This is a genomic window from Paenibacillus methanolicus (assembly GCF_008124765.1).
In the GTDB taxonomy this organism is placed as follows: Bacteria; Bacillota; Bacilli; order Paenibacillales; family Paenibacillaceae; genus Paenibacillus_Z; species Paenibacillus_Z methanolicus.
Genome location: NZ_VNHS01000001.1, coordinates 697390 through 722305, shown reverse-complemented (window position 1 = coordinate 722305; position 24916 = coordinate 697390). Strand labels below are relative to the sequence as shown.

Annotated in this window: 19 protein-coding genes; 5 read left to right on the top strand and 14 right to left on the bottom strand. The window is 55.2% G+C overall.

From position 1 onward, the window contains the following. Positions 1-352: 352 nt before the first annotated feature. Positions 353-1264 carry an AraC family transcriptional regulator gene (locus BCM02_RS02545; protein WP_246183160.1) on the bottom strand — a complete coding sequence of 304 codons (912 nt, stop codon included), beginning with the start codon at positions 1262-1264 and terminating at the stop codon, positions 353-355. A gap of 595 nt (positions 1265-1859) precedes the next feature. Between BCM02_RS02545 and BCM02_RS02540 the strand changes: the two genes are divergently transcribed. From BCM02_RS02540 to BCM02_RS02525, 4 genes are all read left to right on the top strand, one after another. Continuing rightward, complete coding sequence (locus BCM02_RS02540; RefSeq protein ID WP_148927466.1) at positions 1860-2387, top strand: MauE/DoxX family redox-associated membrane protein; 528 nt, start codon at positions 1860-1862, stop codon at positions 2385-2387. Positions 2388-2392: 5 nt separating this feature from the next. Further along, complete coding sequence (locus BCM02_RS02535; RefSeq protein ID WP_148927465.1) at positions 2393-2944, top strand: thioredoxin domain-containing protein; 552 nt, start codon at positions 2393-2395, stop codon at positions 2942-2944. Positions 2945-2961: 17 nt separating this feature from the next. Continuing rightward, on the top strand, positions 2962-4797 hold the full coding sequence (locus BCM02_RS02530) for an ABC transporter ATP-binding protein (RefSeq protein WP_187433983.1): 1836 nt from the start codon (positions 2962-2964) through the stop codon (positions 4795-4797). A 133-nt stretch (positions 4798-4930) separates the two neighbouring features. Further along, positions 4931-5497 (top strand): hypothetical protein, encoded by a 567-nt coding sequence (locus BCM02_RS02525; protein WP_148927463.1) that lies wholly within the window; start codon positions 4931-4933, stop codon positions 5495-5497. Positions 5498-5696: 199 nt separating this feature from the next. Here BCM02_RS02525 and BCM02_RS02520 read toward each other — a convergent pair whose 3' ends face one another. The 13 genes from BCM02_RS02520 to BCM02_RS02460 form a co-directional block, all read right to left on the bottom strand. Next, positions 5697-6887, bottom strand: a complete 1191-nt coding sequence (locus BCM02_RS02520; RefSeq protein WP_148927462.1) for an N-acetylglucosamine-6-phosphate deacetylase — start codon at positions 6885-6887, stop codon at positions 5697-5699. Further along, the gene (locus tag BCM02_RS02515) at positions 6884-7669 is read right to left on the bottom strand and encodes a glucosamine-6-phosphate deaminase (protein WP_148927461.1); all 786 of its coding nucleotides are present in this window, start codon (positions 7667-7669) and stop codon (positions 6884-6886) included. Before BCM02_RS02515 ends, BCM02_RS02520 begins: the two co-directional genes overlap by 4 nt. A 31-nt stretch (positions 7670-7700) precedes the next feature. Further along, positions 7701-8735, bottom strand: coding sequence for a Gfo/Idh/MocA family protein (locus BCM02_RS02510; RefSeq protein ID WP_246183159.1), 1035 nt, complete (start codon positions 8733-8735; stop codon positions 7701-7703). Positions 8736-8765: 30 nt separating this feature from the next. Beyond that, positions 8766-9677, bottom strand: a complete 912-nt coding sequence (locus BCM02_RS02505) for a Gfo/Idh/MocA family protein (RefSeq protein ID WP_148927459.1) — start codon at positions 9675-9677, stop codon at positions 8766-8768. Beyond that, on the bottom strand, positions 9671-10681 hold the full coding sequence (locus tag BCM02_RS02500) for a Gfo/Idh/MocA family protein (protein ID WP_148927458.1): 1011 nt from the start codon (positions 10679-10681) through the stop codon (positions 9671-9673). Before BCM02_RS02500 ends, BCM02_RS02505 begins: the two co-directional genes overlap by 7 nt. Positions 10682-10775: 94 nt before the next feature. Next, a complete protein-coding gene (locus BCM02_RS02495) occupies positions 10776-15359 on the bottom strand; it encodes a golvesin C-terminal-like domain-containing protein (protein WP_148927457.1) in 4584 nt (1527 codons plus the stop codon). 265 nt (positions 15360-15624) lie between these two features. Continuing rightward, positions 15625-16920: a Gfo/Idh/MocA family oxidoreductase gene (locus tag BCM02_RS02490; protein ID WP_148927456.1), complete on the bottom strand. Its 1296-nt coding sequence runs from the start codon at positions 16918-16920 to the stop codon at positions 15625-15627. 43 nt (positions 16921-16963) lie between these two features. Further along, positions 16964-18481, bottom strand: a complete 1518-nt coding sequence (locus BCM02_RS02485) for an extracellular solute-binding protein (protein ID WP_148927455.1) — start codon at positions 18479-18481, stop codon at positions 16964-16966. Between the two features lie 35 nt (positions 18482-18516). Next, positions 18517-19389 carry a carbohydrate ABC transporter permease gene (locus tag BCM02_RS02480; protein ID WP_148927454.1) on the bottom strand — a complete coding sequence of 291 codons (873 nt, stop codon included), beginning with the start codon at positions 19387-19389 and terminating at the stop codon, positions 18517-18519. 19 nt (positions 19390-19408) lie between these two features. After that, complete coding sequence (locus BCM02_RS02475) at positions 19409-20377, bottom strand: ABC transporter permease (RefSeq protein WP_246183158.1); 969 nt, start codon at positions 20375-20377, stop codon at positions 19409-19411. 108 nt (positions 20378-20485) lie between these two features. After that, the gene (locus tag BCM02_RS02470) at positions 20486-22288 is read right to left on the bottom strand and encodes a sensor histidine kinase (protein ID WP_148927453.1); all 1803 of its coding nucleotides are present in this window, start codon (positions 22286-22288) and stop codon (positions 20486-20488) included. Then, positions 22285-23052 (bottom strand): response regulator transcription factor, encoded by a 768-nt coding sequence (locus BCM02_RS02465; RefSeq protein WP_187433982.1) that lies wholly within the window; start codon positions 23050-23052, stop codon positions 22285-22287. The genes BCM02_RS02470 and BCM02_RS02465 overlap by 4 nt, the downstream gene beginning before the upstream one ends. Before the next feature lie 137 nt (positions 23053-23189). After that, positions 23190-23960: a phytanoyl-CoA dioxygenase family protein gene (locus BCM02_RS02460; RefSeq protein ID WP_187433981.1), complete on the bottom strand. Its 771-nt coding sequence runs from the start codon at positions 23958-23960 to the stop codon at positions 23190-23192. 144 nt (positions 23961-24104) lie between these two features. On the opposite strand from BCM02_RS02460, the gene BCM02_RS02455 reads away from it, so the two are divergent. Further along, positions 24105-24863: an AraC family transcriptional regulator gene (locus BCM02_RS02455; RefSeq protein WP_187433980.1), complete on the top strand. Its 759-nt coding sequence runs from the start codon at positions 24105-24107 to the stop codon at positions 24861-24863. Positions 24864-24916 lie beyond the last annotated feature (53 nt).

The following is a 24916-nucleotide window of genomic DNA, read 5'->3' as shown; positions in this document are numbered from 1 at the left end:
CGCGTTTGTAATACGAGTCCTATAATACAATTAATGCAATAACTGATACCATGAGCAATCCAGTTCAATATATCACTCAAACGCCGAAAAAGGACAGTGTTTCCCTACTCCAAGCGTCATTAACGCAAGACAAGAACTTGGGTACATAAATAAAAAAATCCGCATAATTAGCGGGTTCCATTGTACGTATGTACTTGTCACCCGACAGGTCAGGCTTATCGGTCCGGTATAATAATGACGAACAACAGCCGCTCTTTGTCTTGAACGGCTGCTGTACTTTCTCATTTGGGCGATACTGATAGAGGAAAAAAGAAAACCGGTCGATCAGGATAATTCCTGACCGACCGGTTTCTTATTTCAGCTTGACGGGAATGCAAAATTCGATTCGTACCAGGCCTTCGGGATCTTGAAGCGGAGCACCTTGGAAAATCGTCATCATGCACCGGTCTTCATCCCATTGATAGGGACTGAGCTGAAGCCAACGTATCGTCACCATATGCATAAGCTCGTTCAGCACATCAATCGGCTCGGCTACCGACATAACCGCATACTTGCCCTCGGGGAGCGTAATGGGCAGAACCTCGAGGGAAGGGGGGATTGTCCTCGATGTCGTGAAGCACACCGTATATCGCTGTTTCGACTCCGGGGTGATGCAAGGATCGTCGAAGATCACGCCGATCGCCTGCGTATCGGCCTCCATCAGATCATGGGCCTGCATCCAAGCTTCGAGTCTGCCGAACTCTTCTGAGACGGTCTGGTCGGACACTTCACGGATTAGCGTCCCCACATGATGAATGCAGGCTCCGCATCGCTTCGGCAGCTGCCTAACCTCGATCTTCAGGCTGCGATACTTCTCCTCCACTTCCGGCAGCCGGATGCTTCCGTTCTCTTCGGACAATCGCGCCTCCTGCCACCGCACATACTTCTCGATGCTATATTCCACACGGTATTCGGTAGGGCTCAGGCCGGTATATCGGCGAAATGTCCGAGAGAAATGGGCTGGCGACTGCAGCCCGCATTCGAGCGCAATGTCGGTCAAGCTGCGCTCTGGTTCGAAGACGATGACTTTGACCGCCTTCTCCACCCTTAGCCGATTGACGAAATGAATGACGTTCTCGTTCATGATGCGTTTGAACACGCGGTGAAAGTGATGAAAGGAGAAAGACGAAATATCAGCAAGTTTTTCCACGGTGAGCGGGGAATCCAAATGCTCCTCGATATAGCGAACCACCCGATTGATTCGACTTCGATATTCCAACTCCACTAGATTAGCCGTCCTCATACACCCCACTTTAAGAGTCTATTGTTTACTTCAGCAAGATTATAGCAAAAATCGTTAATGGTCGCACAAAAATTGGCAAGACGAAGCCGAGAATATCGACTAATATTTAAAACTGTAAGCGCTTCTATTCATAGTCAAGAAGACCTGATGGGAGGTGAATCATAATGTCTACTTGCGGAGACGGCGGCGTATTTTGCAAACTTCAGCCTTGCGGAAACTCTCAATATATGAGATACGTCCTCGATGCCAACGGCAATATTTGCTTCGGCTACTGCGGAAGCTGCTACTAATCGCTTCAGTCAATCCTGCTAGAGGTTGCATCAATTTCTGTAAATAGGAAGAAAGGGATGTGACCAAGCGTCTCATTTGGAGGTGAATAATATGTGTATTCAAACCGCGGTTTGTTCAGTTTATGCCTGTGGCTATTACAACAGTAAGCGAGTCGTACTGTTTTACGATGAGAACGGTATGCCGTGTGGCGGAGGTTACTGCGGCTGCTAGAAAATGCAAGGAAAGGGACGCGATTCAGCGTCCCTCTCTTTTGTTCATGACCACTACAAGCCATTGAGGTGACAGTATGAACGAGCTCTATATCCTTCTACAAGTGTTCTTGGCGACGGTATTCGCGTTTTCGGGAATCGCCAAGCTGGCATCCCGTTTTTCTTTCTACGAAACGCTGCTCGCGATCGGCTTGAAAGATTCCTACGCCAAACTCGGTTCTCGCGCATTTCCCTTCGTCGAAATCGCGTCAGCCGCCCTTCTGCTGGTAGAGCCGCTAAGGCTGGCAGGCGAGGCGATTCTATTGTGCATGCTGGCAGGCTTCATCATCATCTCGATTCGGGCAATGCGGGCCAAGGATAAGCAGGTGGACTGCCAGTGCTTCGGCGATCTGGTGGAAGAGCCGCTCGGAACGGCGACGTTGATCCGGTCGATCGTTCTGGTGGCTTGCATGATTCCGCTGCTCTTGCAGGGCGAAGCCACCGGACTGTATCGGATGGCAGCCATGGACGTCATCGCGACCGTCTTCTGCTCCTTCGGCATCGTCATGATTTATGCGATCGCCGCGGCATTCCGGTATCGATATCGCATTGCGAAAGGCAGGTAGAACATATGGATATGATCTCGATTTCCTATATTGTGTTGTGGCTGCTGGTCTTATCGCTCACGATATTCGCCATCGCCATCGCGAAGAAGCCGACTAAGGTGCTCGGAGCGAATCAGACAGGTCTGCCGGTCGGATCGCCCTTTCCGAGATTCAACATGCAATCGGTCGTCAAGCAAATCCCATTCAGCGTGTCGTACCCAGATCGGCAAGGAACGCTGCTGCTCTTCTCGTCAAGCGGCTGCCCGATCTGCAGTACCGTCTATCCGCTGTTTCCGTACGCCGAGCAGAAATATAACGTGAAGCCGCAGGTGATCATGGAAGGCAGAGACGGCGAGGTCGACAGCATTATCGAGAAAATCAATGAAACGGGTCTGAGCGCACCCGTCTATGCGTTAACGCCATCCATTAAAGAGGAAGTGAAGCTGGAAGGGTTCCCATTCGCCTACTATTTGTCTGCGGATGGCAAAGTGTTAGCCAAGGGGGTTATTAATACGACTACGGATATTGATTTGCTTGTCAGCACGGGACGCCGTGCAGGGATGAAGCTCGCCGGCTGATGCAGAAGGACTCGCATATGCGGACAACGGACCTGCTGTCAACACTGATCAAGATGTACCGCCTACTCTGGACCGTGTCCCCCTTCGGTTTATTGGGCACGATCGCTTGCCGTCTTCTGCTCGCCTTTCAGTCCATCGCCCATCTCTATCTGATTAGTCTGCTGGTCAATTCCGTATCGCAGGTCATTACGACAGGACAACCCCTCAGCGAGGCAGGTCGGATCATCCTGCTTCAGGTCGGGTTATCGATTGCAGCCGCAGGCATCCAGTCGCTCGACGGCATCATCATGACCTCGCTCAAGATGAAAGCCAAATTCCATATCGAGGACCGGATGGCGCAGCAGTCCTCGAGGCTTCCGCTCGTCTATTTCGACCGTCCGGATTATTACGATTCCTTCCACCGCGCGACGGCCAGTCAGAACAGCCTCCTTCTCATCGATGCATCCTTCTCGATCGCGCAAAGCCTGCTTACCGTCGCCGGTTACTTCGTCGTCATCGCCGGCTTTCATTGGATGCTCGCTGCAGGGCTCCTGATCTTTGCGGCCCCGTCGTTCATCGTAAACATGCAGCTGGGGCAAAAGCGCTTCATCCAGATGATCATGCAGACGCCGGTTGCCCGAAAAGCGCAATATGTATTTACGCTGCTGGTCGGGCGCGAGGCTGCAAAGGAAGTACGGCTGTTCGGGCTCTCCGCCTACTTCATCGAACGGTGGCGGGGCTTGTTCTGGCAAAATGCGAAGCAGCAAGTTGGCTTGGAGCGTAGAGGAATCGCGCTAAACTGGGGCGTAGACTCGCTCAACAGTCTCGTGGGAGGAGCGCTCATGCTGGGCCTAGCTTGGCTCGGCACGAAAGGACGGCTGACGCTCGGTCAGTACGTCGCGTTGACTGAGGCGTTCACATCGGCTAAGAACCAGCTCATGGCCATTTCCTCCAGCTTGGCGCTCATGTACCAGAATATCCTTTTCGCCCGCGAGCTGTTCGCGTTTCTCGAACTGCCTGGGGAAGAGTGCCCTTTACAGGCCTCTCTGCCATCGGGCGACCGAATCGAGGGAATCATCGATGCCGAAGACCTGGTCTTCAATTACCCTGGCCAATCGAATCCCGCCTTGAGCAGCGTCAGCTTCCGCATACGCGCCGGAGAGAAGATTGCCGTCGTCGGGGATAACGGCGCCGGCAAATCGACGCTGGCCAAATGCCTGCTCGGTCTTTATCCGCTATCGCAAGGCGCCATTCGATTCGGCGGAATCGATATCGGATCGATCGACCCGAACGAACTGAGGAAGAAAATAACGGCCGTGTTCCAAGATTTCGTCCGCTATCAACTCACGGTCCGCGAGAACATCGGCTTCGGTTCCGTCGACCGACTAGCCGATGACGACCGGCTGGAGGAAGCCGCGGCGAAAACGGGAGCAAGCGAGTTTATCGAGGGACTCGCGGACGGCTTCGACTCCTTGCTTGGTCCCATGTTCGACGGCGGGCGAGAGCTGTCCCTGGGTCAATGGCAGAAAATCGCCATCAGCCGGGCCTATTTCCGCCGCGCAGAGGTCGTCGTACTGGATGAACCGACTGCTTCGATGGACCCCATAACCGAAGCTGCCGTGTACGAGAATTTCCTTCACATGGCCGAAGGCAAAACAACGCTGCTGATCTCGCATCGGCTCGGGGTCTGCAAAGCCGTCGACCGCATATTGGTCATGAAGAAAGGGCGGCTTATCGAGCAAGGAACCCACGAGGAGCTGCTGAAGCTTGGGGGCGAGTACGCGCGCATGTATCAGATTCAATCGAAATGGTACGAAAGCACGGAGAACGGTCCAGCCAAGTCCGGTTATAGCCTGAGCGCCAACCATGCGTAGGCTCGAAGCAGACGACATCCGCGAAACCTGACATGATTTCTCTGAAGACGATGCCCCAACCATGTTCTTGTCATCCGACAGGTTCTTCTGTACGTGCAACAAAAACGAACATATTAGGAGGAACTATAATTTTATGGTAAAAAAGATGATGACTCTATTTATTTTTTCTCTGCTCCTGCTGAATTTTTCCAACACTGCCTCCTACACAGCCCACGCTGCGTACGGCGACACAAGAACGGTTAATGCCTATGATCCTCTTCCTTACGGATGGGGCATTAAAGAACAATATACCTCTAGTGGAAAAACCTTTTTCATTATTGTCGATTTGAACGGTGCATCTTATGGAGCGCGCAATACAGTTAGTTCCACGCGGAACGTTCCCCCCGGGTGGGCCATTACTGATCGATATACCTCGGCGACTGGCACCACCACCATCAGTCTTATCTATCTGAACGGTGGTGCAGCTTATGGAGCAACCAATATGGTCATTAATACATGGAACGTTCCTTCCGGATGGGCCATTAAAGACAAATATACCAATGTGAGTGGAACAACCTACTTTACACTTATCAATTTGAACGGTGCAACTTCTGGAACGAGGGCTTACGTTGTTGACCTGTGGAACGTTCCTTCCAGCTGGACCGTATATGGTCAATCTACCTCTGCTAATGGAACAACATACACCATTTGGAAATTATAGAAAGTGAACCATTTCCTCCTACACCTAAGCCCTAAGTAATGCCATGACGCCCCCTTTTCACTTCATATGTGAATCCGGGGCGTCTTTCTTTGTCTCTTACGCAACGTAATCGGAAATCCTGCAAATGTGAGGACGCTGCGCCTTCTTGATGTAGGGGACAAAGCGTACGTGCTCGGCTCCAGGACGGTAGCCGTCTGCTTCAGGTTGGTTCGGTCAGCCGAATGGAGAGATGACCGTATTTGTAGACGTTATGCAACTCGAGCCGGCTGTCTCGCTTCCAAGAAAACGAGATCAAGTCGGCGGGAGCTCCCGGCGCCAAGCCTTCTCCCGCTGTCAGTCCCATATACGCAGCGGGCTGGACTGAAGCCATATCCCAAGCCGTTGCCGAATCGCTCAGTCCGGATTCCACGAGATGTTCGATCCCCGCTTTCAACATCTGTGCGGATCCTGCAAGCAATCCTGGTTCATTCGCCAGATGCAATCTCCCTTCCGCCGTCAACACAACCTGCCCGCCGATATGAGTATCGTAGACCCCTGGTTCCATCCCGCACAAATATACCGCATCGCTTACCAGATATAACCGATCCGCCTTTACTTTCATCATGACTTTCATGACGGAATCCGGCAAATGGAAACCGTCTGCGATGATGCAAGTCGACAAGCCGTCCTGCGCCAGCTGTTCCCAAATATAGTTAGGATGCCTTGGCAGCTTGAGATGCGCGCCATTGCCCAGATGCGTGCTCAAGGATGCGCCGGATTGCACGGCTGCACGGATCTGTTCGGGAGTGGCGGACGTATGTCCGATCGACACCGAGACGCCGTTCCGGACGCATTGGTCAATAAACGCGCGCGCTCCCTCCCATTCCGGTGATAACGTAATCAGTCGAATGCGTCCTTCCGCAGCATACTGCCAACGTTCGAATAGCTCCCAATCAGGCGGCTTAACAAAAGCACGGCCGTGAGCCCCGCGCGGTCCGTCTTCCGGCGATAGGAACGGACCCTCCAGATGAATGCCGGCGATACTGGCCGCTGTCATCTCTTCCATGGCGCACGCTTGCGCGATCGTCCGAACGAGGGCCTCGATATTTTCGTCCGAATTGGTAATGACGGTCGGGTAGAATGTGGTCGTCCCTTCCGCCCAGAGCTTCCTTGTTAGCTCATGCACATGCTCCGTCGTAAGGGAAGGGGCGTTAAGATCGATGCCCGAGAATCCATTGACTTGCAAATCAACCCATCCCGGGCCGATCCAGGGCAGATGATCCGTACCCCCTCCCATCGCCCGATCAGTCAAAAGTTCTACGCGTTTGATAATCCCGTTCATCATATCGATTTGAATGGGCTTGCCGGTTTTATAATGCAGCCCGGCAATGCTCGCTCTCGCATGACTCATACGTTATGATCATCCTCCCCGTAGGATTCCGTATCCACATACAACGCGCAGTCTGGATGTATTCGCAAGATGGATGACGGGCAATCCGTTGTAATCGCTCCGCCAAGCGTTGCTGTGACCGCCTTTCGCTTGGTAGGACCGGGGACCATGCCGTACAAGTGCCTGCCTGACATTAACGTCGGGATCGTTAACGTCAGCGCATGAGTCGGAACGAAGTCGATGTCTGCGAAACATCCGTCATGGACTTGTTGCCGGCGACATGCTTCATCCAACCGCACGGCTTTCATAATGTCCGCATCTTGGAAGTCTGCCACCGGAGGATCGTTGAATGCAAGATGTCCGTTCTCCCCGATTCCCAGGCACACGATATCGATCGGAGCCGCGGCCAGCAGCCTGCCGTAACGCGCGCATTCGTCCCCAATCCCGTTACTGCTGTCAATAAGATGGACTCCGCCGGGCTTTACCTTATCGAACAACCGTTCCTGAAGAAATCGGCTGAACCGCTGCGGCGCATATTCGGGCAATCCGATGTAGTCGTCCATATGAAATGCGTCAACCCTTGACCAATCCATGTCCTTTGCTTGAACCAGAGACTGCAAAAATTCGTTCTGCGACGGCGCGGCGGCGAAAATCATCCGTACCCGCTCCTTATCGCGCAGCAGGTTCCTCATCCGCTCCGCGACCTCCGCTGCCGCCGCCTCGCCCAAGGCTTGGCGATTCGGGAATACCTTTACGTGTAGTCTATCTTTCTTGAACGTATGCCGCTCCGGCTTTGGATTCATGCCATCCTCCCTTTCCGAATCGAACAGCCTATTAAAGAAATACTTCTTTGCCTGTGCGGGATGATTCATAGATCGCTATAATGACGGCTACGGCTTTCCGCGCTTCCGCCCCGTTAATCATCGGCTCCCTGTCATTCAGAACGGCGTCGATCATATCGTCGATCAGCACGACATGCCCCTCAAGCGATATATCTCTCGGGTCCGCTCCGGGACTGGCCGCCTCGCTCCCGCCAGGTATCTCAACGGAGTCGTCTGCCGTCTTCCACAGCTGGATTCCGTTATCTCCGAATATGAATGTGCCCTTCTCGCCATGCAGCTCGAAGCGCGTGTCTTGAGCGGGATATACCGAAGTCGCGCCCTGAATGACGCCCAAAGCTCCGCTTTTGTATTTGACGGCAACAACCGCGGTATCCTCGACTTCGATATCGCGTACCAAAGCGGCGGAATGGGCAAATACGGACGCAATATCGCCCATCATCCATTGGATCAGATCGATGCCATGCACGCCTTGATTCATAAGCGCGCCGCCGCCGTCATGCTCCCAGGTTCCGCGCCAACCCGCGCTCTTGTAATATTCCGGGCTGCGGTAATATTTCAGGTAGGCGTCGCCCAGCACCATTTTGCCGAGCTTGCCCTCCTGAATCGCTTGCCTGGCGGCTATCGCTTCGGGCATCGTGCGGCGCTGATAGACGCAGCCAAGCTTCACGTTGTTCTTGTCCGCCGCTTCGAGCATACGATCGATTTTCTCCAAGGTGATATCGATCGGCTTCTCGCATAAGATATGTTTACCCGCATTCGCTGCCGCAATGGCTGCCGCTTCATGCATTCCGCTGGGCAAACAGATAATGACGACATCCAGTTGTTCAAGCGCCAGCATATCGGCCAACTCCGTAAAAATATGCGCCGCTCCGTATGCACGGGCCAACTTCTCCGCTTTCTCCCGATCGACATCGCACACGGCCAACAGCCGGGCATGCGGATTGCCGCTAATTACCTTGGCATGGGAAGCGGATATGACGCCCGCTCCAACAATTCCAAAATGTATGATTTTACTCAACCCGGTCACCTCATGAATAGAATTGTATGCTTTGCCTTGTTACAACCTAACAGCTTCCCCTGTTTGCCTGCTTTCGTTGGCCGCTTCGATGAAGCGGATAATCGCTACGGTCTCCTCCGGTCGTATACCAGGCGTCCCCGTTCCAATCATCGCCATGATTTTCTCGAGCAAGCTTGCATAATAAGGTTTGGCGCTCGCCGCGAGATCCACATGCTGCGTGCCCTTCTCCCGGTGCAGCAGCACGCCGAACTCGTTGTTGCCGCGGCGATTTCCTCGAATCGTGCCGATTCGTCCATCATCCCAGACCCCGATCACGGCGTCGTGCTCCTCCGTCGTCGCCGTCTTCACTTCCACGCACGAAGATCCGAGCGCGGAGAACAACATATCCACCGTATGAATGCCGTACCAGAACAGCCCAGGCTGTGTCGGCTGCAGCGCCATCGGTCCATAACAATCCACGCCGATGATGCTGCCTTCGCGCTCGTCGGCGATGGCCTGCGTCAATGCCTCCGCATAACGCACCGCGGAACAGCTCATTACCGGAAAGCCGTATTGCTCCGCGGTCGCGAATATCGCTTGGGCGTCGGCGGCGTTCAAGGCGAACGGTTTGTCCACGAATACCGGCTTGCGGTATGGCGCGATTCGCTCGAACAGCTCCCGATGCACCCGCCCATCCACCGATTCCAGAAAAATGGCGTCACAAGATGCGGCTGCCTCCTCCGGCGAATGAACGATTTGCACCTGATACGCCTCCCGCAGCTTCTCCGTAAAACCTTCGACGCGCGAATAACTTAATTCAAAGTCCGGCGAGCCGCCCGGATAGGCGACTGCCACCGTCCCTCCGCCGACATGATAAGGATGATCGCGATTGTTCAACAACTCGGTGAAGGCCGTCACATGAGAGGTGTCCAGACCAATCATTCCGATTTTGACCGTTTGTTCGTTTACCATCGATGTTCATCCTCCTCTAAGCGAATCCTGTCTACTCGTTCGTCAGCTTCAACAGCAGCTTTCGTCGCGAATACAATATCGCGGCCGGTCAATATGGAAGGTTTGGATTCGAGCCGCAGCAGGAAATCTTCCGTAATCGTCGTCGGCGGGGTCTCCAGAGCTACTTGCTCGGGGCCTCTCGAATTCGTCGTGACCAGAACCATAGCTTCCCTCCCCGCGAAGGGGTCTCCCGAGAGCCGCAATTCCGCGAAACCTTCTGTTCCGGTCACGAATATTCTTCCGTCCCCCCAGGTCCAGCTTTGCGAAGGCGTATACCAATCGGCGTACAACTGAGCGGTTACGCCTCCTTGCATCACGACTTGAACACTAGCCGAATCATAAAATTCGGGATATTCGGGCAATATGCGCTTGGTCATATTCCCCTGCGAACGAACAACTTCCTTACCGGTCAACCAGCGGAGCAGATCGTAGTCGTGAATCAACAAGTCGACGACGATGCCCCCGCATTGCGCCTTGGAGAAAAACCACTGCGGCCGAGCTGACGCATTCAGCCGATGCGGCTTGCGCATGCCGATGGTCGCCAGTTGGCCGAGCGTTCCTCGATCGATCAGCCTCTTCAGGGTGTAGACGGGCGAATGAAACCGTTCGGTCAGCAGCATGCCGATCTCGATGGCCCCGCGTTCCATCGCCGCCTGCAGTCGTTCCAGATCCCGACGGTTCGTCACGGCCGGCTTGTCGATCATGATCGGCTTGCCATGTCTCTCGCACAACTCGATCATATCGATTTTCTCGTTGTTAACGGCGGAGCTGCCGATGAGGTCAGCTTGCGCGAGCAGCGAATCGCGATCGCTTACGAGCGGCGTTTCGTATTTCTTCGCCAGCGACAACGCTAGCGCGTTATCCTCCCTTTCGTGAATGCCCGCCAATTCATGGCCAAGCTCGAGCATCTCTTGGATGAAGATTTCGATATGGGCGTGCTCGCAGCCGATAATGGCAAACTTCATGTGGTAAACATGCCTCCTTGTTTTGTTGATATATTAGGAGCAGCCTTAGTCCGGACAGTATGCCGAACTAAGGCTGCCTTCATTACCTAAACCGTTACTTATTGTGCGGAATGGTGATCGTACGGACAACGGCCGTTTGGTTGCCCGCGAAGTCGGTTGCCGTATACGTAACGGTATAGATGCGGCCGGATCCGCTGCCTAATCGTTCCGCCCTCACGCTGAATGACGTCGCTGCGGTGCCGATATCTGCTTCGATATCCGGCTCCCCTGCGTCCGGCTCATTGCTCGTAATCGAGGTTAATAGAACAGAGGCGAGTCCCGATGCAGCGTCCTCCGCTTCAATCTCTGCCTGTACCCTCACCATCTTGTGATTCGGCGGCCATATCAAGGCTGGACTCAGCTCGACCGACAAGACCGGTGCCGTGTTGTCCACCAGTACCTCCGTTGCCGCTTCGACCGTTGTCCCGCCCAGCGTGACGGCTGCCGTTAGGCGAACGGTTCCTTCGCCTGCGGCCGTTGCGGTCACAAGGCCTTCGTCGTCCACCGACGCGGCGGCGCTGTCGCTTGCGAAGACGAGCTCGGCCTCGCTAAGATCGGCAGAAGTTCCGTCGCTCATGACGCCTGTGACGCTGATAACGGCTTGGTCGCCGTTCTTGAGTATCGCTCGGTCAACGGCTGCCGTAACACTTTCCAGCGCAACGACGTGAACGAGCAGTTCGCCCGATACGCCAGAACCGTCGGTTACCGCTGCGGTTACCGTAACCGTGCCGGCTTCCACGCCGGTCAGCATACCCGTGGCCGGATCGATCGTCGCCGCGCCGGTACCGTTCGTCACTTTCCAGACAACCGAGCGGTCGGTCGCATCGGCCGGCAGAACCGCCGCTTGCAGAGCAAGCCTACCGCCCTTCAGCACCTTATTAGGAGACGTATGCCCCGCCGCGGTAACGGCAACGCTTTCTGCCGGAACATAAGGTCCGACACGAACGAATTTGATGCCATCCGCCAAAATAAAGTTGCTGGTCTTGTTTCCATTGACGATCGCGACGCTGCCCGTCGTGCCGGCTAGGAACGGGTACGTGCCGATCTTGTTCCACTTGCCGCCGTTCTTCGATTGATCGACGTCAACTTTAATCGGCTCCGTGACGGCCGCATGCCGAATCATGAACGGAGCGTCGGTCGGGCCTGCCGTCGAGTGGTGCCATTCGTACACTTCGTACATACCATTCATTGGGATTGCGGGGGTATACGTCGCGCTCGATAGGCCGCCCTTGGTCGTGTTCAACGCAAAGTCTCCCTTGTGCGCGCCCGTGTTAACCCCTGTGTTTCGCCACGTCGAATCGGAGAAGACGACACCCGACGAATCTTTGTTGTCCATTACGATCTCCACGGGAATGTCACTGCCCCGCCAGACAAATTTGAGGCCATCGGCGAGTATGAAGTTGCCTGTTCCGCTTTCGAACCCGTTCGAGATGACGACGCTTCCTGTCGAACCGGCGTCGAACGAATACGTTCCGATACTGTTCCACTTGCCGCCTAAGTCGCTTGATTGTGCTACCTTTATTTCCGAAGTCCCGCGCGCATGATGGACGGTAAACGGTGCCTTCGTCGTGGCATTATTGGTGGAATGATGCCACTCGTAGATCTCGTACATGCCAGGCAACGGAATAGACGGCGTATAGGTAACGGCCGCTTGACCGTCCCGGCTCGTATTCAATGCGAAATTGCCCTTGTTCGCCGTCGCGTTCTCCCTCGTATTGTTCCACTTGTTGCTGTCCGTCGTGTTGGTGAACGTCACGCCGACCGGATCCGAATTGTCCATCTCGATCGCGACCGGTACGAGCTCGAACGATACGTTGTCGAACACCACTTTGCCGACGCCGGACAAAATTCCGATATTGACGGTAATCTCCTTCGTCGTATCCGTCACTTGGAACGGCTTCGCATAATAAGCGTATTGACCGGTCAGCGATACGGGCGCCAGCTGATGGTCGCTATTGCCGGCCCAGATGTTCAATTCCGGCTGAACGTCCGCCCCGCCTTCCAGCTTTTTGATGGAGGCCGAAAGCACATATCGTCCCGCCTCCGCTACGCGTAACGTCTGGCTCATGAACGTTCGGTTGCCCGGAGCGCCCGCGGAGTCGAACTCGACCGCATTCGAGCCCTGATAGGGTCCGGTTTTGTTCACGTATGCGTTCTTTCCGTATTCGCCTTGAACCATCGTCCAGTCGTCGATTTTCACCCCTGAAGGCCCGCCCATCGGGTCGCCGTTCAGGTTCTCGAAACCGCCGTTGCGAATCGTCGTGAGCGCAACGTCTCCGGAAACCCCGCTAATATCCAGAGGTTCATTGCTGACGATAAAGAGGGTATTCTTCTTGAAGACGGTACCGGACTGGACCGGAACGAGGTTCCCGTAATTGTCCTCCACCGTAACCACTTTATCCGCATTGCCCAGGCTGATCGTAAGCGGCTGGTTCGACGATAGAATGCTCAAATATTTGTCGTCCGTTCGGCTCAAGTAATGTTTCACCGGCAGAAGCCCATCGCCCGTAAATCCATACGACCCGAGATATTGATCCGCCTTGCGAATGTGGTGCTGCAGCATCGCCGTCGTCTGGAATACCTCGGTCGGAGATACCGAGTAACGAGTGGCGAAACTATCTTCGTTCGGACTGCCGAAGCCGAAAAATTTGTCCGCGCCGTTCGCGAGGAAATCCATATATCGCTGAACGGTGCCGTACATCTTGGCCGGTATGGTGGTATACAGCTCGTTAATCGGACCGAATTCCCCTTGCCACAGCTGCAGGTTCGGGTTGCTTTGCTTCGCTGCTCTGTAGGCAGGAAGAATATCGTCCTGAATAAACTGGATCCCTTGGTACCCGTGAATGTTGTAAATATCGAAGTTGCCCTTACTTATCGCTTCGACCGCCATCGAGCGGTCCGCGACGGAGCTGAAGCCGCTTGTCGAAATGTACAGCTCTTGCCCGGTTTCGGCTTTCACCCGCTGGGCCTGCGCGTAGGCGATTTCCTGCATCAGGAAATATTCGTCGGATGTACCGGAGAAGGCTGCAGGACTGTAAGGCGGGTGGAAATTCACTTCATTCCAGACTTCGAAATATTTGACTTTCCCTGCATACCGCTTCATCGTCTTGTAGACGTATTCCGCCCATTCGTTTCCGCGATTCTCCTCATCGATCGGAAACCGGATGTCTTTAGATACGTACCGGCCTGCCTGATATTGATAAGGGGTTTTGAAACTATCGTCATCGAAATCGCTGACCGAAGGACGCGTCGAGTTCCAGTTCGAAGGATTGCCGAGAACCCCCAGCACATCCAATCCGGCCGCGACGGCTGCATCTACGTACTGATCGGAATGATCCCAACGGAAATCGCCGTTCGTCGGTTCGATGTCGTACCACATGAACACCCTCGCATCTTCCCACGTGCGCGTGATGTCGGTGTTGATCTTGGCCCATGGTGCCATCGAGTCCTTGTAATCCACATGGATGCCGAAATAGTCGGCATATTTGCCGTCGGGGACGGCCGCGTCGTGTACCGGCACTTTGGAGACGGCGTTGTTGTAGACGACGGAATTCCCTGGGGAAGACTCGACCGTCGTCTCCAAATACCAGAACCCCACTTTGTCGTTCAATTTCGGCAGCGGCAGCTCAAGCACGCGATGCGTGCCGTCGGCGGGGACCGCTACGTCTACCGATTCCGTGAATGCCGTGTCGCCATCCGGCTTCCTGGCTACGATCCTGACTTTATACGTCTTCTCTGCACTCCCGTAATTGACCGTCATCACCGGGAAGACCGCTGCTTCGTTACGGTAGAACACCTGCTTGTCGCCCCGGAACGCCGGTTTCACGACGCTGTAGCCCGATTCGGTATGCCAAGGCGTCACGAACTTCTGCGTTTGCACCGGTTGACCGAGCGTTATGTCCGCGAGCAGGGAAGTATCCCTGCCGCTCGTGAAGTCGTCCGTAGACGTCTCCAGCTCGTCGGCTTTAAGTGCGCGGGTCGATATTTTCAGATTGGACACGTTGTAAGGAGCAGCCCGCTCGACCATAAACTCGTAAGGCACGAATTTCTCCATCACCGGGACGATCTCGTTATCGGTCTCTGTCCTGGCAATCTCTTCACCGTCCATATAGATGGCGACATATGGGTCCGAGCCAAGCTTCCACGAGAAGGCCAGGTTGAACGGCTGACCGACCGTGTAGCTTAACTTGGACGGCGGCGCAATAGCGCGTACTTCTTTGAAGCCGGTCCTCACGTCGCCGTTCCTCACGAAGAACGTTAACGGCTGCTCCCAAGTCGAGCCCGTCGGCTTCTGCTCCGGCAGAGGGATATAAACGCTGTACAACGTGTAGCCCGGACCGCTCTGTCCGGGAATGAGCCGGAACATGAAATCATAGTCATTGTCGAACTCCGAGTAGGGCTTGTCGAAGCGGACGGTCATCTCGACGGTCCCCTCGTTCGGGCTTACCGTCCCGGGCGCATAATCCCGGTACCATGTGGCGCTGTCGACGAAATAGGGCCCTTCGCCGGCAGCCGCCGCAGCCTCGGGCCGTACCCCCGCGGCCGCGGGCAACGCTGCCGCCAGCAGAAGCAGCAGGCAGAGCGCAAACCGGCTTAGGCGGCTTGTTCCGGTGCGAGCCGGAACAGATCTGTTTGTCATGTCATCATCCTCCGTTTCAATCCGATATTGATCCGACCGCAAAGCGATGTAATCGCTTTCAATCGGACACTACTACTATAAGTAATAAAGGAATGAACGCAAACGGGGCAGGACTACGATTAGGTGGCTTAAGCTACGAAATACGGTGCAAAAGAACCCTCGCTTCCGATTCGGCCATTCGTCATCCGGGAGATGACGCTCTTCAAGCGACAACGAAGAGGGGCCGCCCGCCACCGGGCATGCCCCTCTCCTTATTTTTCATTTATCAAGATAAAGACGGCACCGAGACGACTGCCTCCCGTTCCATCGCCTCGTCGGCGGCGAAGCCGATGAGGTGGCCATAGACGGAATCTTCAAGCGATGACGTCGAGATCGACGGCTCAGCGCCGCGCAGAACGCTGACGAAATCGTCGACCAACCGCAAATCGCCGCCGCCGTGCATGTCGTCCGCGACATCCAATCGCACCGTCTCCTCCCGGTACATCCCTTCCGCCTCCGGGTCCGGCCGTCGGACGACGAAATAGCCGTCTTCCATTACGCCGTATATCTCGCCCTTCGTTCCGATCGCGTGGACGGTCCGGCAAGGCCGCGGCGAACCGCCGGTCATCGCGTGAGAGGCGGTGCTCCCGTCGGCGAATTCCACCGTCACCGTCTGATGATCGACGACGTCGTTGTCGCAATGCCACACGCATCGCCCGTACGGATTATCTTCGCGCAGCGACGCGAGCTTCTGCTCCGTCGTCGGATGCAGCGTCTCGCGCTCCACCGAATGCCAAGCGTATTGGCTCCATAGCCCTCGATCCACGTACAGCCTTCTCGCCGAGAACGTGCACGTCCCCTCGATGCGGCAATCCGTCAGGCAGCGCGTCCCGGCCCCCTCCGGCGCCCGCTCGCTGCGGAAGAACGTGCGGCCGCCGAAGCTCGCGACCTTGACGGGCGCCGACCCTTCTTTGAACCAAGCGATCAAATCCAGATCGTGGCAGCACTTCTGCATCAGCATAGACGACCCGCACCGATCCTTGCGGTTCCACTTGCCTCGTACGAAGGCGGTCGCCATGTGGTGATAGCTGACGTTCTCTTCGGTCTGCAGCGACAGGATGTCCCCGATATCGCCGGCCGCGATGCGCTCCTTCACGCTCCGATAGAAGGGGGCATACCGGAGCACGTGGCAGATCATCACCTTCCGCCCGGTCGACCTGGCCGCCTCCAACAGCCGGAGCACTTCATCCTTGGAGATGCCGATGGGCTTCTCCAGCAGCACGTCAAGGCCGGCCGCTAACAACGGCAGCGTCGTCTCCAAGTGGAGGGCATCCATCGTGCCGTTGACGGCGGCTTCGACGCTCAGCTCCGGGTCGGCCAACATGCTCTCGACCGAGGCATATCTTCGCGCCGGCGGGATGCTCCAACGCTCGCCGGCCTGCTCGAGCCGGACGGCGTCCGGCTCGACGACGGCGGCGATGCGCATGCGCCCCGGCTCCTTCTCCGCGTAAGCCGCATACACGGAGCTCCGGTTGCCTGCGCCGATCATGGCGACGCGTAACGGTTGATTGATCGTGTCCATGTCCGATTCTCCTAATCTTAGATCTTCAAGCTCTTCTATCGCATCATTTCTTGCCGTTATACGCCTCGTCGAGCGCCTTCACGACATCTTCGCCGCCGGCCTTTTTCCACTTGTCGAGGAATTCGTCGTAGGCGGACAACGGAAGCGCGCCTGTAATTATTTTCAAGAAGTACTGATCCCTTAAGTCTCTCAGCTCTTGGTTCTTCTGATCCACGATCGGCACCGGCGCGACGAGGTCGACGACATTCTCGTGCTTCGCCACGTTGGCAACGGGCGTGTAGTACGGCGCCAGTCCGGCGTTCTCCATCCGCTGCAAGCCAAGCTCGACCTTGTCGAACATGTTGTAATACACCTTATACTTGATGTTGTCCATCTCTTTCGTCGGTACGGCCTTCCCGTCTTTCTTCTCGTAGTGCGTCCCTTCAACGCCGAACGAGATGAAATCGATGATCTCTTGCTCGGTAGCTTTGTTCAGGAATTCCACCACTTCCTTGGCATGTTTGCTCGCCTTCGGGATGACGAAATATTTGGAGACAACCGATACTTTGCTCATGCCGAAAGCCCCGTTGCTGCCGGTCGGCGGATCGATGAAGGCCAGCTGACTGCCGGGGAACTTCTCTTTCGCCGCAGTCTCGGTCGCCTGGGCCTCCCACCAGCCGATCGTTGCCATAGCCGCCTTGCCGCTTGCCAGCTTCTCCTTGATGTTCGCCGTCTTGTTCACGACCGATTCCTTATCGATCAAGCCCTCGCCATACAGCTTGGAGGCGAATTCCAGGAAGCTCTTCGCTTCCGGCAGCGCAGCCGTATAGACAACCTTCCCGTCTTTCTGGACGAAATCGACCGGAGGATAGAACATGCTGGCGATCGCCTCCAGTCCGGTCAACCCCTCGGCTAAATTAGCGGTATACGGCACCATGTCCGGCTTCTTCGCTTTAATCGCCTTGAGCACCTCGTAAAAGTCGTCCTGGGTTTTCGGCTCCTTCAAGCCCAGCTCAGCCAAAATATCTTTGCGTGCAAGCAAACCGTATGTCGCGCTGCTGTAGTTAAAGGTACGGATCGCATACGTCGTTCCCTCCCACTTCGCCGACTTCCACTGCTCCGGTGTCATCAGCTTCTTGATGTTGGGTCCGGAATCGTCCAGCAGGGAATCGAGCGGCGTCAGCAGCCCTTGCTGAGCGAAGTTGCCGAATAACGGCTTGTCGGGATTCTGCAGGATGATCAAATCCGGCGTATCTCCGGACGCCATGGTGACATTCAATCGCTGGTTTTTCGCCTCCGCGTCCTTCGGCATCAGCTCCCACTGCACGTTGAAGCCGGTTTTCTCTCGAATCCCGTTCGCGATCTCGTTGTTATTGACATCCTTCCCGCTCGGAAATTCCGCGACATTGTTCGGCACGAGCACCTTTAACGTCACCTTCTCTTTGGTTGTCGGCTCCGAAGACGACGTTTCCGTCGAATTGCCGTTCCCTCCGCCGCTGCAGGCGGCAAGCGCCGTCACCGCACCTAGAACAATAGCCAGCGTGGTGCAGATCCGTTTTCCGTGATTCCACCTCATTTGCATATCGAACCCCCCATGTATCAATGTGGTTGCTTATGTCAGCCTTTTACGGCGCCAAGCACGATCCCTTTGACGAAATAGCGCTGCAGGAACGGATAAACGAGCACGATCGGCAAGGTTGCCGCAACGACCACGGCTCCGCGAATCGATTCCTGCGCGATCTGCATCTGAGCCACCATCTCGACGTTGTTGTTCGCGTCCGAGGTGCTGAAGATGACCTCGCGCAGATACACTTGAAGCGGAAGAAGATTCTGCTTGCTAATGTACATCAGCGCGTCGAAGTAGCTGTTCCAATATTCGACGGCGCAGAACAGAGCTGTCGTGGCGATCACCGGCATGGCCAGCGGAATCATGATGTGGAACAGTATTCGGAGGTTGCCGGCGCCGTCCATCTTGCCCGATTCCTCCAAACTGTCCGGAATGTTGCAGAAGTAGAGGCGGACGATGATCATGTTAAAAGGGCTGACCAGGCCCGGCAAAATCAGCGACCAGATCGAATTGAGCAGCCCCAGCTGTTTCACGATCAAATAGGTCGGCAAGATGCCGGCTTGGAAGATCATCGTAAACACGAACAGCATCATAATGACCTTCTGCCCCTTGAGCCTCCTGCGGGATAGCGCATACCCGGTGAAGACGGTGAGCGTAACGTTGATAAGCGTTCCGATCACCGTAACCAGCACCGAGATGGAAAACGAGCTAAGGAACTTTGGACTGCTGAGCACGTAATGGTACGCCTCCGTCGTAAAGTGAATCGGCCAAATCCCCACATCGCCCGCCACGACGCTGGACTCATCGCTGAACGATTTGGCGACGATATTCAGCACCGGAATCAGACAGACGAGAATGGCCAGCAGCAGAAGGAAATAGTTCACGTATTCAAAAACAACTTCTCCCCTGGTTCGTAATTTCATTTCATACCCCTCCTAGTGCCTACCAGAGACTGCGCTCGCCGAATTTGCGGCTGAAATAGTTGGCCGTCACGATCAGGATCATCCCGATTAACGACTGGAACAGCCCTACGGCGGTCGTGTAGCTGTACTGCATGCTGCCGAAACCTACCCGGTAGACGAACGTCCCGATGACGTCGCCGACATCCGCAACAAGCGGGCTATAGAACATCAGCACCTGCTCGACGTCATTGCCCAGCGCGCTGCCGATCCGCAGCATGATGATAAATACGATGACCGACCGGATGCCCGGCAGCGTGACGTGCCAGATTTGCCTTAAACGTCCGGCGCCGTCCATCTTCGCGGCTTCATATTGCTGCGTATCGATCGACAAAATCGCGGATAAGTAGATGATCGAGGACCAGCCGGTTTCCTTCCAGGCGGCCGACGCGACAAGGACGCCGCGGAAGAACCGTTCGTCTGCGATCATCATAATGTCCTGCATGCCCAGCAGGTGGAACAGATCCTTCAGCACGCCCGTCTGCGGCGACAGCAAGTTAATGAAGATGGCGCTGATGATGACCCAAGACAGAAAATGCGGCAAATAGGTGATCGTCTGCGAGACGCGCTTGAAAGCAACATGGCGCACTTCGTTGATCATGATCGCCAGAAGGATCGGCAGCGGGAACTGAAAGATCAGCTTATACAGATTGATCAGTACCGTATTCCGAAGTACCGAGTAGAACTTATCGTCCTGAAACAACATCTCGAAATACTTCAAGCCGGCCCACGGGCTACCCCAGATTCCCGCTGCAATGTTGTAATCCTTAAACGCGATCACCGCCCCGAACATCGGCGCATATTTGAACAGCAGCAGAGCCGCAAGCCCCGGCGCGAGCAGCAGGTACAAATCGTAATCCCTTAACCAGGACCAGGATCGTCGGCTTCGCTTCTTCGTACGCACCTCCGGCTTCTCCAGCTCCGGCATCCTTTCCTCGCTGACGATGGACATCCCAACACATCCTTCTCTATTGTGGAATCGCTTTCACTCCTATGTATGTAGTATAAAAAAACAGAACCGCCCCATAAACGGGGCAGTTCTACGATTAGGTGTCCAATCTTACTCCGTTCGCACCGGGTCGATCGGCCGAGTCCGCAGCACCAAACGAACCGTCGTGCCGACACCGGGGCTGCTGCGAACCGTTACGCCGCATTGCTCGCCGTAATACAGCTGAAGACGCTGATGGACGTTGCGCAGGCCGTACCCGCTCGCCGTTCCGTTCAGCAATCCGGCCGCGGTTTCGTGGTCCATTCCGACTCCGTTATCCGATACGAGCAGTATAATCCGCTCCCCCGAGAGCCTGCCTCGAAGGGCGATGACACCGCCGCTTCCGCTCGTCTTGTTGATGCCGTGTATGATCGCATTCTCGACAATCGGCTGCAAAATCAGCTTAATGATCTCGACATCGTACAAGGCCGGATCAAAGCGCAGCTCCGTCCGAATGCTGCCGCCGAACCGGACATTCTGAATGTCGACGTACGCTTTCACATGCTCCAGCTCTTTCTCCACCGTAATCCTATCGTTGCCGCCGTTCAGGCTGATGCGGAAAAACTTGGACAGGTCCGTCACGACCCTGGCAATGTCCGGAGCGCCCGACTTGATGGCCATCCACTTCACGGCATCGAGCGTATTGTACAGAAAGTGGGAGTTGATCCGTCCCTCCAGCACCTTCATTTCTTCCCTCTGCTTGTGCAGCGTGATCAGGTACACTTCCTCGATCAAGCTCTTGATCTGGGTCGACATCTTGTTGAATCGCTTCTGCAAAAGCGAGATTTCGTCACGGCCGGTTATTTCGACCGTCTCTCCGAAGCGGCCATACTCGATCCCTTTCATCTTGTCGGCCAGTACGGATAGACGTTTCGTGATGCGGCTTGACATCAGGTAGGACATCAAGATCGCAATGGCGATCAGCGATGCCGACAGGAGCAGAATATACACGCCCAGCAGATCGCTCTGATCCGTGATGTTAAGCGCCGGAATGAGCACAATCAGCTGCCAGTCGACGTTCTCCAGCGTCTGAACGAGATACAGATACGTCTCGTCGCGATAACGGATCGTCTTGACGCCTTGTTCCGGCCCCCCTCCCAACCGGAGTATTTCCGGTAGCGGGGCTTGATCGATGTCCAGATCGGTTCGATTGGCGTATGAAGTAATGACATTCTCGTCCTTGATCAGCATAGCCTTGTACGGGAGGGCGAGATTCATATTTTGCAGCACGTCCTTAAGCGTCTGCTCCTCCACATCGATCGCAATGACGCCAAGCGCCGAGGTGACGTTCTTGAAATCGAGCATCAGCCGGTGAAGCGAGATGATGCTCTTCACGCCCGCTCCCAGATAAGAAGTCTGCCCGAGATAGTTCCACTGCATCTTCTCCTTCTGCCCGTTCAGCTCGTCCCGGTAGCGGATGAAATCGCGATCGCTCAGTCCGAATAGGCTGATATTCTCGGCCGTATACAACGCCGAGCCCGGAATGAGCAGACGAATTCGGAAGATGTTGCGGCTTTTCTCCAGATTGTACAAGATGTCTTTGATGTTCTTGTAATCATTCATCACGTCCGCAATCGTAAGCTCCTTCGTACGCGCACGCCTAAGCATGTCCTGGAGACGGTCGTTCGTATAGACGATATACGAGATGTTCTCCACCTCGGTCAGCCGGTACGATAGGTTGATCGACGTTTGCCGAAGCGCTTCCATATAAGCCCGGCTAGTCTGATCCTGAATGATCGAAGACGACTTGCGATAGGAGAAAAATCCGATCGCGATCGTCGGAAGGAGTACGATCAGCGTGAAGGCGACCAGCAGCTTTCTGCGTAGACTCGTTCGGGAATCGAGCCGTCCGAGCCACCGCCATAAGGCATTCATACGCGCTCCCTGAATTCGCTTGGATTCAGGCCGACCTCGCGCTTGAACAGCTTCGTGAAATATTTCCCGTCCTTATACCCGACACGTTCCGCCACGTCAAACACTAAGATGCCGGGCTCCTCCCGAAGCAGCCGCTTCGCCTCCGCCAGACGAATCTCAGTGATATAGTCGTTAAGCGTAACCCCCGTTTCCTTCTTAAACAGATTCGCCAAATAATTGGGCGACAGGTGCACCTGGGCGGCAAGCTGAGCGAGCGTCAACTCCTCCCGGAAGGCGTTTTGAATATACGCTTTAACGGCTCTGACGGACTTCCGCTGGTCTGAACCGTTCGGATCGACCTCTTCGTGCCCAAGCCGCCGTTCCAGGATGCGGACTCGTTCCAGCTGCTTCCGCTCCGCATCAAGACTCGCTACGACCCGGCGCAGCACGTCTCCCAGCTCTTCGTCGTGGAACGGCTTCAGCAAATAATCGATCACCTGAAGCTTCAGCGCCGACTTGATATAATCGACTTTCTCATGCCCGCTGATCATGATGACGCGGATGTCTTTATCCGGTATATCGGTGCGCAGACGGCGAACCAGTTCGATGCCGTCCATCTCTTTCATCACGACGTCGGTGAGCACGATATCCGGCCGCAGGCGAACAGCCAGCTCAAGCGCCTCCTTGCCGTCGGCCGCCGCTGCCGCGAGCGTCAGCCCGTAAGAAGACCAATCGATGCCCATCTTCATCCCTTCGCGAATCAGCTCTTCGTCTTCGACGATCATACAGGTGTATATTGGCGATCTCCCCAATCGTTCCCTTATGTTTCCGTTCTCTTACTATAGCGTGTGCATGTAACCGTTGTCACCACCCGCCCGATGGTGAAACAGCCCTCTCCGATTGCGGAGAAGGCCGGTGATTGTTACAGGAAATAATAGTCGTTCGTGTCCTTCCCGGCCAGCGCGTACCGCTGAAAATGCTGGTAATGCGCTTGGTACAGCTGCCCGTTCTTCGAGGGAGAATACGTGAGATACAGCTGTTTCCGGCTGCTTTCGGATAAGTTCGGTCCGCTCTGATGCGGAGTGAAGGAATGAAACAGAATGACGTCGCCCGGATTCGTCTCGACGATCTCTCCGCTTGCAGGGTCGATCTCGGCAATCTCCGCCTCGTTCATGTTTCGGAGCTCGCCCGGTGTCGATCGGAGCCGGTCGTGATAGCCGGGGAACAGTTCCAGTCCGCCGTTCTCGGTTGACGCCCCGTCGATGGCAACCATGACCGAGACCAGCCCTTCCATCGAGAAACCCTGCCACCATGACGCGTCCTGGTGCATCGAATACCCGTTGGCGCCCGGAAGCTTAAAGATCAGCTTATCCTTAAAAAGCAGCGGTTCGTCGAGATAGATATCGCGCAGAGGAGCCAGTATGCGTTCGTCCCGCACGAGATCGGCGAATACCGGCGATATGTCGTGAACCGGGTCGAACCGTTCGATTTTGACGTCTCCGTTGGCATAACGTTTGTAGCCGGCGCGGACGTTCTTCGTATCCGTGTAGCGCTCAAGCGTAAGCAGCTTGTCGCATTCGGTCTGCATCACCTTCGCCTCCGCCTCCGTGAACACGTTCCTCAGCACGAGATACCCCTGATTTTGGTAAGTTTCCAGCTCTTCATAGGATAAAATGTTGACCGACTGCTTCATGTCGTCGTTCCCTCCATTTGTTTTTTTTTCGAATAACCGTATTCGGTCATCCCTTGTAATGTCATGATAAGTCATGTATGTTGGCATTAACATGCATCGGTTTATAAGATTTCATATACTTTTTTTCGCAGGGGGACGATGCGCATGCAGGTACTGGCTTATTCCTACAACGGCGGCATGGAGCAATTCCGGTATCCGGAGGATCGGTATAAGGGTTGGGCGGTGCTGGCGGTCCAGTCCGGACATATCTCCTTTACGATCGAAGGCGAGGAGTCGACAAGCGGAGAAGCCGAATACGGCGAGCTTCTGTTCTGCCCGCCCGGCATGCTTCTAAGAAGACGGATGCTTCAGCCAAGTTCGTTTCACTTTGCGGAGTTAAGCGGCGAATTGGAGCTGCCTCCCGGAAAAATACGCATCCGCGACGTGCAGCGCCTAAGCTCGACCTACGACTATTTAATCCGGCTGCGCGCCGAGTATCCGTATGAGCTGCATCCGGATATCGAGCATTTGATCGGAGATTTATTATTTCTTTCCAAGCGGGAATATGCGATGGCGCAAGATCAGCGACGCCGAACGCTTGATCCGGTTATGCACCGGGCAGCCGCTCTTATGGAACGGCAAGCCTGCGAGACGGATTTCTCCGTTCAGGCGATTGCCCTCCGCTTCGGCATAAGCGCCCCCCAGCTGAGCATCCGGTTCCAAGCCGCATATGGCGTGTCGCCCATCCAATTCGCCACCTCCGTCCGCCTCGCCAAAGCCGGCAAGTTGCTCGTCGAAACGGACGATACGTTAGAAGCGATTGCGGACCGGTGCGGCTACCAGAACGCGTTTTACTTCAGCCGGGTGTTCTCGAAGCATATGAAAATAAGCCCTTCCTTGTACAGAAGGGCCAATCGGGTGTAGATCGAAGTCCAGCTACCCGCGTCTTCGGAGTCGAGCTCGAGACCAATTCTAGG